At 63.0% G+C, this 13,795-nt stretch carries 13 protein-coding genes; 10 read left to right on the forward strand and 3 right to left on the reverse strand.

The annotated features are described in order from the left end of the window. Window positions 1-5: 5 nt before the first annotated feature. Complete coding sequence (locus HY836_RS13455) at window positions 6-461, forward strand: DUF2214 family protein (RefSeq protein WP_290676666.1); 456 nt, start codon at window positions 6-8, stop codon at window positions 459-461. A 133-nt stretch (window positions 462-594) separates the two neighbouring features. Here HY836_RS13455 and HY836_RS13460 read toward each other — a convergent pair whose 3' ends face one another. Together HY836_RS13460 and HY836_RS13465 are read right to left on the reverse strand one after the other, a co-directional pair. Further along, window positions 595-876: a hypothetical protein gene (locus HY836_RS13460; protein WP_290676667.1), complete on the reverse strand. Its 282-nt coding sequence runs from the start codon at window positions 874-876 to the stop codon at window positions 595-597. Window positions 877-1,057: 181 nt separating this feature from the next. Further along, window positions 1,058-2,395: a serine/threonine-protein kinase gene (locus HY836_RS13465; protein ID WP_290676668.1), complete on the reverse strand. Its 1,338-nt coding sequence runs from the start codon at window positions 2,393-2,395 to the stop codon at window positions 1,058-1,060. Between the two features lie 280 nt (window positions 2,396-2,675). Here HY836_RS13465 and HY836_RS13470 point away from each other — a divergent pair, with 280 nt between their 5' ends. The 9 genes from HY836_RS13470 (at window position 2,676) to HY836_RS13510 (ending at window position 12,276) form a co-directional block, all read left to right on the forward strand. Next, window positions 2,676-3,569, forward strand: a complete 894-nt coding sequence (locus HY836_RS13470) for a metal-dependent hydrolase (RefSeq protein ID WP_290676669.1) — start codon at window positions 2,676-2,678, stop codon at window positions 3,567-3,569. A gap of 44 nt (window positions 3,570-3,613) precedes the next feature. After that, window positions 3,614-5,305, forward strand: a complete 1,692-nt coding sequence (gene argS, locus HY836_RS13475) for an arginine--tRNA ligase (protein WP_290676670.1) — start codon at window positions 3,614-3,616, stop codon at window positions 5,303-5,305. 31 nt (window positions 5,306-5,336) lie between these two features. After that, window positions 5,337-6,029: an SPOR domain-containing protein gene (locus HY836_RS13480; RefSeq protein ID WP_290676671.1), complete on the forward strand. Its 693-nt coding sequence runs from the start codon at window positions 5,337-5,339 to the stop codon at window positions 6,027-6,029. Between the two features lie 30 nt (window positions 6,030-6,059). Further along, window positions 6,060-6,728 (forward strand): thiol:disulfide interchange protein DsbA/DsbL, encoded by a 669-nt coding sequence (locus tag HY836_RS13485; RefSeq protein ID WP_290676672.1) that lies wholly within the window; start codon window positions 6,060-6,062, stop codon window positions 6,726-6,728. Window positions 6,729-6,854: 126 nt separating this feature from the next. Continuing rightward, window positions 6,855-7,496 (forward strand): lipopolysaccharide transport periplasmic protein LptA, encoded by a 642-nt coding sequence (gene lptA / locus HY836_RS13490; RefSeq protein ID WP_290676673.1) that lies wholly within the window; start codon window positions 6,855-6,857, stop codon window positions 7,494-7,496. Between the two features lies 1 nt (window position 7,497). Then, complete coding sequence (lptB, locus tag HY836_RS13495) at window positions 7,498-8,274, forward strand: LPS export ABC transporter ATP-binding protein (RefSeq protein WP_290676674.1); 777 nt, start codon at window positions 7,498-7,500, stop codon at window positions 8,272-8,274. 23 nt (window positions 8,275-8,297) lie between these two features. Further along, the gene (locus HY836_RS13500) at window positions 8,298-9,842 is read left to right on the forward strand and encodes an RNA polymerase factor sigma-54 (RefSeq protein WP_290676675.1); all 1,545 of its coding nucleotides are present in this window, start codon (window positions 8,298-8,300) and stop codon (window positions 9,840-9,842) included. A gap of 92 nt (window positions 9,843-9,934) precedes the next feature. Further along, window positions 9,935-10,654, forward strand: coding sequence for a DUF599 domain-containing protein (locus HY836_RS13505; protein WP_290676676.1), 720 nt, complete (start codon window positions 9,935-9,937; stop codon window positions 10,652-10,654). A 20-nt stretch (window positions 10,655-10,674) separates the two neighbouring features. Continuing rightward, a complete protein-coding gene (locus HY836_RS13510; protein ID WP_367114698.1) occupies window positions 10,675-12,276 on the forward strand; it encodes a THUMP domain-containing protein in 1,602 nt (533 codons plus the stop codon). A gap of 235 nt (window positions 12,277-12,511) precedes the next feature. Here HY836_RS13510 and HY836_RS13515 read toward each other — a convergent pair whose 3' ends face one another. Continuing rightward, the gene (locus tag HY836_RS13515) at window positions 12,512-13,318 is read right to left on the reverse strand and encodes a 16S rRNA (uracil(1498)-N(3))-methyltransferase (protein WP_367114699.1); all 807 of its coding nucleotides are present in this window, start codon (window positions 13,316-13,318) and stop codon (window positions 12,512-12,514) included. Window positions 13,319-13,795 lie beyond the last annotated feature (477 nt).

Here is a 13,795-nt window from a genome sequence, read left to right on the forward strand (position 1 = left end):
GGCGGATGCTGACTGAATCGCTCCTGGCTTACGCCCACTTCGTCGCCATCCTCAGTGTGGTGGTTTTTCTCACCAGCGAGGCGGCGCTGTGCCGTGCCGAGTGGCTCAATGCGGCCGTGGTGCGTCGTCTGGCCCGTGTGGATGTGATTTATCTGTGCGCGGCGGTGGCCGTGCTGCTCACGGGCCTGGCCCGTACCTGGTTGGGCATGAAGGGCGCGGGCTGGTACTGGCATCAGCCGCTGCTGCACCTCAAGCTCACCTTGTTTGTGGTGATCGTGCTGATCTCGCTCAAGCCGACTCTCAGCTTCATCCGCTGGCGCAAGGTGCTGGAGGCGACGGGGCAGTTGCCGTCGGAAGACGAGGTCAAAGGCGTGCGCAAGCTCATCATGCTGGAAGCGCACTTGCTGGTGCTGATCCCACTGGCGGCCACGCTGCTGGCGCGGGGTGTCTGGACGCGGTGATCAATTCGATCGCGCCATGAGGCGCCATGAAAACAGGCCCCGAAAGGCCTGTTGCTTGTACTGACCATCACATCACCGTAGCGCTTGCCCGAGAGGTGTCGGGCTGATCCGGTCAGATGCGGGCCAATGTCGCTTACTTCGATGCAGCCGGCGCAGCAGCGCCAGCTTCCTTCTCGCACTTCTTCATGAAGCTGTTCTTGGCGGCGCCAGCCAGGGCCTTGCCGTTCTTGTCCACGGCCTTGGCCGCGCAGGCTGCGCCACCTTCTTCCTTGTCGCACTTCTTCATGAAGCTGTTCTTGGCGGCACCGGCCAGGGCCTTGCCATTCTTGTCAACCGCCTTGGCTTCGCAAGCGGGGCTGGCGTGAGCCAGGGTGGACAACAGGGCCAGGGAAACGGAAGCAATCAGAGCGCGCATGTCAGAACTCCAGATGGTTGGTTGGCTAGGCGGGCCATGCAGGTTGCGGCCGCGTCTCCACCCTCAACGCGCGAGCTCAAATCGAGGATGACGCGCGCCAGTCTGTATTTGCGGACAAATGGTGCTTGACGCCCCCCACCGGGGTGTTGCCCTCGCAAGGGGCTATGGCGCACCCCTGGAATCACATGATCCGCCGCGGGTGTGCCAAGGCCTCGTGGGCCGCATGCAGACGCCTCACCAGCACGCGGATGAAGGCTTCGTCAAAAAGGTGCCGGCAAGCGGGGCTCAGCTGCTGCATGGCCTCCGGCGTGAACGAGATCGTCGTGGTCGGCTCGGTCACCACCACATCGGTGCTGTGCCGACGCAGTTCAGGGCTGGGCGCCAGGTAGGCCATCTCGCCCACCGAGGTGCCCGCGCCCAGCAGCGCCACGCGCTTGGCGTTGCGGTACACCTCGACGCTTCCTTGCGCAATGATGTGAAAGGTGCGGCCCTCTTCGCCACGTCGATACAGCGCATGGCCGAACGAGAAGCGCTGCCACTTGGCACGGTGCACCACTTCCCACAGCTCCACATCACCAAAGGTCGAGAAAAAATCCAGCGAGCGCAGCAGGTTGAAGCGCTCCGAATCCAGCACGCCTTGCAGGTGGCCGCGCGGTACCTTGTGCTCGGTGATCAGGCCGGACAGGGCTTGTGCGAATTCGGCCCAGTTGGCGTAGCGGTCCTTCGGGTCCTTGGCCAGCGCCTTGAGGATCACGCAGTCCACCGCCGCATCCACACCTGAACGCATACCCGACAGCGGTGCAGCATCCTGGTTGTAGATCAGGTTCATCAGCGCCGCTTGCGATGGCGCGTCGAACGGCGGCCTGCCCGCCACCAGGTGGTACAGCACGGCGCCCAGGCCGTAGATGTCGGCGCGGCAGTCCAGCACCTGGCCGTCGATCTGCTCGGGGGGCATGTAGGCCAGCGAGCCCACCTGGTGCACCTGGGTGCAATCGGCCGACATGTTCAGCACGCTGCCGAAGTCTGTGATCTTCACGTCCGTGACCACGCCTTGCGCGTTCGTGATCGCCAGGATGTTGGCCGGCTTCACGTCGCGGTGGATCAGGCCCTGTCGGTACACATAACCCAGCGCCATCGCGCACTTGAAGCCGATTTCAACAATCAGTTCCAGCGGCAGCAGTTGATCCGGGCGGCAGTAGGCGCGCAGCGTCGTGCCGGGCACATATTCCATCACCACATAGGGCGAGGTCGGATCGGGTACCGCATCAAAGATCTGGATGACATTGGGGTGCTGCAGGCGCCCGACCAGCGCGGCCTCGGCGGCAAAGAAGCGCGCATAGACGGGGCCGTCGACCGCATCGCCCAATGCGGACGAGCGCACGCGCTTGATCGCCACATCGCGTTCGTTGAAGTCGTCCCGGCACAGGAAGACCTCGCTGGTGGCGCCTTCGCCCAGTCGCTTGAGGATCCGGTACTTGCCGATCAGTCCGGAGTCGAGATCGATGTCGATGTCACCCATGGAGGCCCAATGTGTCGCGCCTTGAACCCTTCACCGTCCGCAGACGGCTGAGCCCTTTGGCAGCCATGACGCCATGTTGGCACTGTGCGCCCAATGCCGCCCGCTGAAAAGACCCCTGCAGAGTGTGCATTTCTCCGCACTTTTGTCGCCAGATGGCACACGCCCTTGTCGCTCAGGATGCCTTGCTGTCGGCCAATAGCCTATCAGTGGCGGGTGCCCGCGTGGGATCGTGCGAACTTGCAGTCAATCCGCGTTTGACCAACCCTGCACCGGACTCGCCATGACCACCTCCCATCAGAGACAAGCCCACAATCCGCAGATCATCCCGCGCGAGAAGCTCGACTTCCACCTGAACGACCAGGACATCCCCCGCTACTGGTGGGACAAGAGCGCCTTCAAGACGCGTTTTGCCGATGCCATGTCCACCACCTTTCCCGTGGGCGAGCGCTTCTTCATCTCCTGCGTGCGTGACTACCGCGAGCGCGTGACCGATCCCGCCCTGCAGCAGGAAATCAAGGATTTCATCCGCCAGGAAGGCCAGCACGGCATGGTGCACGACCTGTTCAACGGCCGCCTCAAGGAGCAGGGCGTGGCCGTCGGCGCCCTGGAGCGCATCTACAAATACTGGCTGTTCGATTTCTTCCGCAAGTACGCCTCGCGCAAGCACACGCTGGCGTTTACGGCGGCGGCCGAGCACATGACGGCCATCATGGTCCACCTGCTGTTCGACACCCCCGAGATGATCGAGCAGGCCGACCCGCGTCTGGCGGGCATGTATGCCTGGCACGCCATGGAAGAGATGGAGCACAAGGCCGTGGCCTTTGACGTGATGCAGAAGGTCGCCAAGGTGGGTTATGGCATGCGCATCCTGGCCTTCATCGAAATCAGCGTGTTCTTCCCTCTGGCCACTTTCCTGGTCATGGATCACATGTTCAAGGTGGACGGCATGTCTCGCTGGCAGCGCGCCAAGGCCTGGACCAAGGGCCTGTGGTGGCTCTATGGCATCGGCGGCCTGTTCACCAAGCCCTCCTTCCTGGGGCACTACCTGGCCTACCTCAAGCCCGGCTTCCACCCCTGGCAGGCGGGCGAATTGGGTACCTACAAGCTGTGGCTGGCCGAGCTGGAGCGCAGCGGCGACCCCATCGCCGCCGGCCAGACCCTGCGCATGGCCTGAGCGCGCCGCCAGATTCGCGTCTCAGGCCCCGTAGAATCCAGGGCATGATCCAAGCCAAGCGTGCCCTTCTTTCTGCACTGGGTGAAGCCCTGCGCCAGGTTGTGCCTGATGCCGCAGCCTCCTTCAACCCTGTTTTTGAAGCCCCCAAGCAGGCTGCCCACGGCGATCTGGCCGTGACGGCAGCCATGCAACTGGCCAAGCCCCTCAAAAAGAACCCTCGTGAACTGGCGACCGCCCTGGTCGATGCGCTCAACGCGCAAGCTGCCGTGCAGCAATGGGTGTCGGCCATCGAGATCGCCGGGCCGGGCTTCATCAACCTGCGCCTCAAGCCCGAAGCCAAGCAGTCCATCGTGACCGATGTGCTGGCCGATGGCGAGAAGTTCGGCTGGCAGCCGCCCACCGACAAGAAGGTCCTGGTCGAGTTCGTTTCCGCCAACCCCACGGGCCCGCTGCACGTGGGCCACGGCCGCCAGGGCGCCCTGGGCGATGCCCTGTGCAATCTGTTCGAAACGCAGGGCCAGCAGGTCACGCGCGAGTTCTATTACAACGATGCCGGTGTGCAGATCAGCACCCTGGCCTGGTCCACGCATGCACGCATCAAGGGCCTCAAGCCCGGTGACGAGCACTGGCCCGAGTCCGCCTACAACGGTGACTACATCCAGGACATCGCCAACGACTTCCTGGCCAGGAAGACCGTCAAGGCCGACGACCGCGAATTCACCGCTTCGGGCGACCCCGAAGACATCGACGGCATCCGCCAGTTTGCCGTGGCCTACCTGCGCCACGAACAGGATCTGGACCTGAAGGCCTTCGACGTTCGCTTCGACAACTACTACCTCGAATCCAGCCTCTATACATCGGGCCGGGTTGAGGCCGCGGTGCAAAAGCTGAACGACGCCGGAAAGACGTTTGAAGAAGGCGGCGCCCTGTGGCTGCGCTCCACCGACTACGGTGACGACAAGGACCGCGTCATGCGCAAGTCCGACGGCGGCTACACCTACTTCGTGCCCGATGTGGCCTATCACATCGCCAAGTGGGAGCGCGGCTTCCAGCAGTGCGTCAACATCCAGGGCTCCGACCACCACGGCACCATCGCCCGTGTGCGCGCCGGCCTGCAAGCCGCGGGTGTGGGCATCCCTCAGGGCTGGCCCGACTACGTGCTGCACAAGATGGTCACCGTGATGAAGAACGGCGAGGAGGTGAAGATCTCCAAGCGCGCCGGCAGCTACGTCACCCTGCGCGACCTGATCGAGTGGACCAGCAAGGACGCGGTGCGCTTCTTCCTGATCAGCCGCAAGGCCGACACCGAATTCACCTTTGACGTCGATCTGGCCTTGAAGCAGAACGACGAGAACCCCGTGTTCTACGTCCAGTACGCCCATGCTCGCATCCATTCGGTGCGCGCCCAGTATGTCGAGAAGAGCGGTGGTGATCTGGCTGCGTTGTCGCAAGCCAATCTGGGGCTGTTGTCTGCTGACACGGAACTGGCCCTGATGACGAAGCTGGCCGAATTCCCTGGCATGCTGACGTCCGCCGCTCAAGGCTTGGCGCCGCACGACGTGGCCTTCTACCTGCGTGACCTGGCCAGCGCCTTCCACAGCTACTACGCTGCGGAACGTTTCCTGGTAGAAGATGTCGAACTCAGCCGTGCCCGCGTGGCGCTGCTGACGGCCACAGCCCAGGTGCTGCGCAACGGCTTGTCGCTGCTGGGTGTGAGCGCACCTGAGAAGATGTAAAGAATCTGGCCAGCCAGAGAGGATCTCATCCATGAATTCCCAACGCGGAGGCTTTTTCCTCGGCATGATCGTTGGCCTGTTGATCGGGCTGGCGCTCGCCCTGGGTGTGGCGCTCTACATCACCAAGGTGCCGCTGCCCTTCATCGACAAGGTGCCCCAGCGCACCGCCGAGCAGGACGCCGCCGAAGCCGAAAAGAACAAGAACTGGGATCCCAACAGCCCGCTGTACGGCAAGAACCCCGCCAAACCGCGTCCGGTGCAGGTTGAAGCCCCAGTGGCGTCTGATGCGGCGGCTTCTGGTGCGGCACCCGTTGGGGTGGAGACTCCCGTTGCGCCCGCCGTACCGGCTGCGCCTGTGGCGTCCGCCGCCAGTTCCGCCAAGGAAGCCAAAGCTGCGGCCAAGGCCGCCAGCGGCGCGGCTTCGACGGCTCGCAACCCGGCTGCCATTCTTTCTGGCGAAGCCGTGTCCACCAATCCAGTCGCTGACTCGTTGAGTTACCAGGTGCAGGCTGGTGCTTATGGCAGCCAGGCTGAAGCCGAAACACAACGCGCCAAATTGGCCATGATGGGCTTGGAGCCCCGCATCCAGGAGCGCGAAGTCAACGGCCGCACCATGTACCGAGTCCGGATCGGGCCATTTGCCCAGCGAGAACAAGCCGATGAGGTGCGTGTCAAGCTGCAGGCCGCTGGCGTCGAGTCGGCCCTGGTTCGGGTTCAGAAATAAAAGCTTGGGTTTACCGAAAGGACGTGTTCCATGAATCGCCGTGAGTTTTCGCTTCAGACCTTGAGTGCTGCCGCTGGGGCCTTCGGGCTGGGCATGGCTGCTGTGTCGCCTTCCCTGGCGCTGGCGCAAGGCGGTCCGGTTGAGGGCACCCATTTCTTCAAATTGTCGCAGGCTGTCCCTTCTGGTGCGCCCGCAGGCAAGATCGAAGTACTGGAATTCTTCTGGTACGGGTGTCCGCACTGCAAGCATTTCGAGCCAGCGTTGGCTGCCTGGGCTGCCAAACTGCCGGCCGATGTGTCTTTCCGCCGCGTGCCGGTGGTGTTGCGAGAGAACCCTGGCGCCATCCATCAGCGCCTGTTCTACGCGCTGGACTCGCTGGGCTTGCTGCCTGCGATGCATGCCAAGGTCTTCCATGCCCTGCATGAAGAAGGCCTGCGCCTGGATTCTCCAGAAACCATCGGTGACTTCATGGCCAAGAACGGCGTCGACAAGGGCAGGTTCCTGAGCACGTTGGATTCGTTTGGTGTGCAAAGCAAGTGCAAGCAGGCGCGCGCACTGGCCGATGCGTACAAGCTGGATGGCGTACCGACCGTGGGCGTGGGCGGTCAGTACTTCACTTCGGTGGGGCTGAATGGCTCCAACGAGAAGACACTGGCCACCGTCAATGCCTTGATCGACAAGGTGCGCAAGGTCAAATAATCGCCTTGCCTGAGTGGGGGCGATGCGCCCTTATCTCCGTGTGTGCAAATCCGACCGTGGTGCGCCGAATTCGCCAAATTGACCACCACGGCGCAGCGCTTCATGGCTACAATGAATGCAAAATTCATGCCGAAGATGCTGCTGATTTACCCTAACCATTCTCGTTTGATCCTGGTCGCCAGTCTGCTGGCTGCGATGTGGGCGGCGCCCGCCCAGGCCGAGAAAACAGATCGTGCCCAGCCGCTCAATTTTGCGGCGGATTCAGCCCGGGTGGATGACGCCCAGCGCCTGAACATCCTCAGTGGCAACGTCGAGATCACCAAAGGCTCCATGACGGTGCACGCTGATCGCGTCGAGGTGCGCCAGAACGCGGATGGCTCGCAGACGGCCACCGCCATGGGCGGTCAGGGCGGGCGAGCTTACTTCAAGCAAAAGCGCGAAGGCCTGGACGAGTCCATCGAGGGCGAAGCCGAGAAGGTGGTCTACGAAGGCAAGGATGACACCGTGCGCTTTACCGGGCGTGCCGTGATGCGTCGCCTCAAGGGCGTGACGCTGACCGACGAAGTCACTGGCCAGACCATCATCTACGACAACAAGACATCCGTCTTCCAGGTGGTTGGCGCATCCGGCAGCACAACAACCACCAAGGGGCGTGTGCGTGGTGTGATCACGCCGCGTGGTGCCGCAGAGCCTGTGACGGCGCCCAATGAAAAAGGCCCCAGCCTGACGCCGGCCGCCACCTTGTCTCAGCCTGAAAGCGGGCGTTGAGATGAGCGTTGCGCCTGCCCTATCCCTGCCAGCAGAAGTCAGTCAGCTGCGTGCTGAAGGCTTGAAGAAGCGCTACGGCGCCCGCACCGTTGTCCATGACGTGCATGTGGCCGTCAAGGCCGGCGAGGTGGTCGGGCTGCTGGGCCCTAACGGCGCAGGCAAGACCACCAGCTTTTACATGATCGTCGGTCTGGTTCGCGCCGATGCCGGCCTGATCGACATCGACGGGCAGCGCGTCGAAAAGCTGCCCATTCACCAGCGTTCACGCCTGGGCTTGAGCTACCTGCCGCAGGAAGCCTCCATCTTTCGCCAGCTCAACGTCGAAGACAACATCCGCGCCGTGCTGGAGTTGCAGGTCGACGAGAACGGCAAGCGCCTGAGCAAGCCTGTCATCGACGAGCGCCTCAACACGCTCCTGCATGACCTCAGCATCGAGAAGCTGCGCACCAGTCCTTCGCTGGCCTTATCGGGTGGCGAGCGCCGCCGCGTCGAGATCGCGCGTGCCCTGGCCACGCAACCGCGCTTCATCCTGCTGGACGAGCCCTTTGCCGGCGTGGACCCGATCGCCGTGATCGAGATCCAGCGCATCATCAGCTTCCTCAAAGCGCGCGGCATCGGCGTGCTGATCACCGATCACAACGTGCGCGAAACCCTCGGCATCTGCGACAGGGCCTACATCATCAGCGAGGGCCGGGTGCTGGCGGAAGGCCGCCCGGCGGACATCATCAACAACGCCGAAGTCCGCAAGGTCTACCTCGGCGAACATTTCCGCATGTAAGCGCGACCCGGCAGGTAGCAGCCATGAAGCCCTCTTTGCAGTTCCGGCTGTCTCAACATCTTGCGCTCACCCCGCAACTCCAGCAGTCCATTCGCTTGCTGCAACTGTCGACCCTGGAGTTGCACCAGGAGGTCGAGCAGATGCTCGAGCAAAACCCCTTCCTGGAGCCGGAAGAAGAGTTCTCACCGCTCGAGACTGCCGCCACCGCCGAGTTCGAGCGCCAGCGCAACGAGCGCGTCAGCACGGAAGACAGTGGCGCGGACCGCGAAGGCGGTACCGTCGAGGCTGAAACACCTGCGCTGGACACGGCCGATCTGGGCACCACCGAGCGCGACGACTGGGAAAACGGCACCGAGCGAGAAGACTTCGACGGCATCAGCGAAACGCCTTCGCGCAACAGCAGCAGTGGCGAGGACGATGATTTCGACCCGCTGGAGCGCAACAGCATCGCCATTTCCCTGCAAGAGCATCTGCGCCAGCAACTCAACGGCACCCGCCTGAGCGAGCAGGACATGGCGGCGGTGGACATCCTCATTGAGTCGCTCAACGAAGATGGTTACCTGGCCGATCCGCTGGAAGAGATCGCCGAAAGCCTGACCCCCGAAGACGCTGATGAGGAGCTGCGCGATGAGATCCTCTCGCGTCTGAAGTGCGCACTGGGCTGGCTGCAGAATCTGGAGCCCGTCGGTGTGGGCGCGGCCAACCTGTCCGAGTGCCTGGTGCTGCAACTGCGCACGCTGCCGGTCAGCGAAGCGCGTCAGGTCGCCATCCTCATTTGTCAGCATCACCTCGAATTGCTGGCTCGCCGAGACATGAAAAAGCTCGCGGCGGCCACGGGCGCGGAAGAGTCGCTGATCAAAGAGGCGCAAGGCCTGATCGTCACCCTGGAGCCCAAGCCGGGCCGGGCCTTCACGCGCGCTGAAGCCAACATCATCGTGCCCGATGTCATCGTGCAAAAGTCGGGCCGGGGCTGGAAAGTCGTGCTCAACCCGGACGTGATGCCCAAGCTGCGCATCAACGATCTGTATGCGCAGGCTCTGCGGTCCTCCCGTTCGCCGCGCGGTACGGCTGCTACCGAAAGCCACACCGCGCTGAGTTCGCGCCTGCAGGAGGCCCGCTGGTTCGTCAAGAACATCCAGCAGCGCTTCGACACCATCTTGCGTGTGTCCCAGGCCATCGTGGATCGCCAGAAGAACTTCTTCACCCATGGCGAGATCGCCATGAAGCCGCTGGTGCTGCGCGAGATCGCTGACGAGCTCGGCTTGCACGAATCCACCATCTCGCGTGTGACCACCGCCAAGTACATGAACACGCCTTTCGGCACCTTCGAGCTGAAGTACTTTTTTGGTTCTTCGCTCAACACCGAGGCGGGCGGCAATGCATCCAGCACTGCTGTGCGTGCGCTCATCAAGCAACTCGTGTCTGCCGAAGATCCCAAGAAGCCCTTGTCCGACAGCCAGCTCTCCAGCATGCTGGAAGAGCAGGGCATCCAGGTGGCGCGCCGTACCGTGGCCAAGTACCGGGAAGCCCTCAAGATCGCGCCTGCCAATCTGCGCAAGGATCTTTGATCGGGCTGATCGGTTTAAGCTCGGGAGGCTCATTCGGATGCGCAAGGCGTCCGGCCTTGCCGCCATGCCTGCGCCATTGAATTTCCTGCTACATGCCGACTTCGTTTTCGCACCTCATCAGCATCCTGCCCTGGCAGGACTGGGCCGCACTCGCCCTGTTCTTCTTTGGTTGGGTAGGCTACGCCCAGTTCGCCAGCCACCGCGCCAAGGTGGAGAGCACCCTGCTGGCCAGTACCAATCACTACCGCCGCCTGTGGATGGTGCAAGTCACCCATCGTGATCAACGCATTGTGGATGCTGCGGTGACGCAGAACCTCGCCAGCAGCCCCAGCTTCTGGGCTTCCACCACCATCCTGGTGCTGGGTGGTTTGCTGGCCGTGCTGGGCACGAACGAGCGCGCCAGCGAACTGGTCAAGGACCTGCCCTTTGCTGCGCGCACCTCCATGCTGGTGTTTGACGTCAAGATCATCGTGCTGCTGGCCGTGTTCGTCTACGCCTTCTTTCGCTTCACCTGGTCCATGCGCGTGTACTCCTTTGGCGCCATCCTGGTGGGCGCCGCGCCCAATGTCGATGTGTTCGACAGCGGCGAGGCTGATCGCAAGGCTTTTGCCGAACGTGCCGGCAAGCTCATGGGCGCAGCCGCCGAAAGCTTCGCCGACGGCCTGCGCGCCTACTACCTTTCTTTTGCCGTGATTGGCTGGTTCGTCTCGCCCGCCCTCTTTGCCATTGGCACCCTGGCTGTGCTGTGGATCCTGTATCGGCGAGAATTCCGCTCCGACGTGTTGGCCATCCTGCGCCCTGACGCGCCCTGATCTATTTCTGATTGCTCACCATGCCCATCAAGCCCCCTCGTCGTCCCGTTGTGTCCTCGGCTACCGGCCGCCCTTCGGGATCCCGTGAGGGCGATGCGCCTCAGGGCGAGCGCGCCGACCACCGTGCCGCGCCTCGCTCTGCTGCATCGGGGCCGGGGCGTGGGTACGACCGGCCTTCGGGTCCCAGGACTGACCGACCCGCGCCCGCCCGTTCTCCCGTTCGACCCGAGGATCGCCCGCGATCGGCCGCGCCTGTGCTCGCTGCAGATCGCCCCATGGCGCTCTACATGTCCTGTGCATCCGGCGTCGAGTCCTTGCTGGCCGAAGAAGTTGATCGCATCCTGGATGGCAAAGGGCAGGTCGTCGCATCCCGTGGTGGTGTCGAGATCCAACCGCCGGCTCAGTTGCGTCAACCCAGCGAGCGCCACGCCGCCATGGCCTATTTCGCCATGCGCCTCAATCTGGAGAGCCGTCTGGCGCAGCGCGTGCTGTGGCGCGTGGCCTCCCGCGTCTACCGCAATGAAGATGACATCTACCACCTGGGCCGCAGTGTCAACTGGTCGGACTGGATCACGCCCCGCCACACCATGCGCGTGGACGTCACCTCGCGCCGCAGCCATCTGCAAAGCCTGAACTTCGCTGCCTTGCGCGTGAAGGATGCCGTCTGCGACGACCTGCGTGAACGCACAGGCGAGCGCCCCGACGTCGACACGCGCTACCCCGACCTCAGCCTGGTCCTCTACATGGATGACATGGAGGCCACCCTCTATGTGGACACGTCCGGCGAGGCCTTGTTCAAGCGCGGCTGGCGCGAAGACACTGGCGAGGCCCCTCTCAAGGAGACGCTGGCCGCCGCGATGCTGGCGGCGGCAGGCTGGCAAGGCCGCCCTGAAGACGGCGCCCTGCTGGACCCTTGCTGCGGCGCCGGCACCATCCCCATCGAAGCGGCCCAGATTGCCTGCGGCATCGCGCCCGGCCTGCAGCGTCGCTTTGCCTTCGAGAAGCTGCTGCCATTCCGATCCCACCTGGGCGAATGGCAGGCCATGAAGCAGGCCGCCCGCGAACGCCAGCATCCACCGCAAGTGGCCATCTACGCCGGCGACGTCTCCTTCCGCATGACCGACTTCGCCACGCGCAATGCCGAGCGAGCTGGCGTCAAGCAGTACATCGAGTTCAAGACGGCAGACGCCTTGCAGCGCCCCGTGCCTTGCGAGCGTGGTGTGCTCATGTTCAACCCGCCCTATGGCGAGCGGATCGATACCAAGGGCTCGGTGCGCAATGCTTATCGCGCGCGGTCCGAGTCGGAGTCCGACGACGACATGCCAGCCAGCCACATCAGGGCAGGTCGCGAGCAATTCCAGGATGAGGAGGCTGCAACCTTCTTCCAGCGCCTGTCATCGCACTGGAAAAAGCAATACACCGGCTGGAACGCCTGGATCCTCAGCCCCGACATGAAGCTGCCCAGCGCCATGCGCCTGAAGGAAAGCCGCCGTGTCGTGATGTTCAACGGCCCGATCGAATGCCGATTGTTCCGATTTGATCTGGTGGCGGGCGGCAACCGCCGTGCCGCTGCTGCGTCAGCCGATACGCCTGCCGAGCCCGGTCAAGCTGACGCATCCTGATTTCTGTAGCTCTGTAGCTCTGTAGCTCTGTAGCTCTGTGGTCTGTGGTCTGTGGTCTGTGGTCTGTGGTCTGTGGTCTGTGGTCTGTGGTCTGTGGTCTGGCGAGCGCTGCTGTTGCTGTGCCGCGAGTAGCCGCTTCGGGCGTTCAGCGCTTAAGCCGTGGGCCTTTGCGCGCTGCAGACGACAACTCAACAGCGCCAGGGTCGCTCAGCCAATTGGCCGGATTTGAGCTGGGTCACTCGAAGGTCGCCCCGATCACACTCAATGCAGCCAGCGGCGCCGTGTCAGCACGCAAGACGCGAGCGCCCAATGTGATGGCGGTCCAGCCGGCATCCAGTGCGGCCTGCTCCTCTGCAGGCGACAAGCCGCCTTCCGGCCCACTCAGAAACATGAAGCCAGGGGCGTCGCCCTCAACGGCTTCATTGGTCTGGCCGTTCGCCCGTGTGCCCGCCGTCGCGTCGACCTTGTCATGTAGCCAACTGCGCAAGCTCACGGCATCACGCAGACTCAGCACGCCTTTGTGCTGCGAGGTGCCATCTGCTATCCCCTCTGTCGCATCTCGCAGCCAGCTCGGTAGCGTTTGCACCGCGCGAACCTCGGGGACCGCCGCGCGCCCCGACTGTTCGCACGCCGACACCGCCACCGCCTGCCAGTGCGCCACCTTCTTGGCGGCGCGCTCACCATCCAGTCGCAGCACCGAGCGCTCGCAAATCAGGGGTTGAATGGCATGCACGCCCAACTCCGAGGCCTTCTCTACCAGCGCGTCCATTCGATCGTTGGCCGGCATCCCCATGGCCAGGGTCACCCGAACAGGCAGTTCGCGATGGTTGGGTACCTGCTCTTCAATCTCGACCGTCACCTGCTTGCGACCCATCTCGGTGACGCGAGCCCGATGTTCCCGCCCGCGCCCGTCAAATAGCTGAATCAGCCCGCCTGGTTGCATGCGCAACACCTGCACATGCCTGGCGGGGCCGTCGGGCAGCTCGCAAGAAGAGCCAGGCAGCAAGGGGAAGTCATCTCCGACATGAAAACGAGGCAACACGGATGGGCAACCTTTCTATTCTGGTGTGTTGGTTTGTGCGCGCTTGCCGCAGGTGACGCCATTCAATCGACGGCGCACCAACCCGCTACAACGGGCATTGTCCCTTCAAGTGGTCCGTGGATGATGGCCGCGAGCGCAGGAAAACCGGCTTCCCCCGAGCCGGGACTGCCGCAGTCGCACCATCCCTGACCCTTCGCGCGAAGCCCTCTTGCTAGGCGAAACAGTACTTTTTCAACTTTTTTGCAAAAGGGCTTGCGCAGGCTGTCAAATCAGTGCCATAATTGCGTTCTTCGCTGCTCACGACGACAAACAAGTCGACAAGCAAACAAGCGAAAAGTTCTTTAAAAATTAACAGCCGATAAGCGTGGGTGTTTGGATGAAAGAAGCCAAATGCTCACGGATAGATAGAGACGAAATTCACTTGTAGTGAAGATCTGATCAATTCCGTTTAGTGAGTGAGTTTTTAAACAGAGATTA

The organism is Aquabacterium sp. (assembly GCF_016234775.1).
Classification (GTDB): domain Bacteria; phylum Pseudomonadota; class Gammaproteobacteria; order Burkholderiales; family Burkholderiaceae_C; genus Aquabacterium.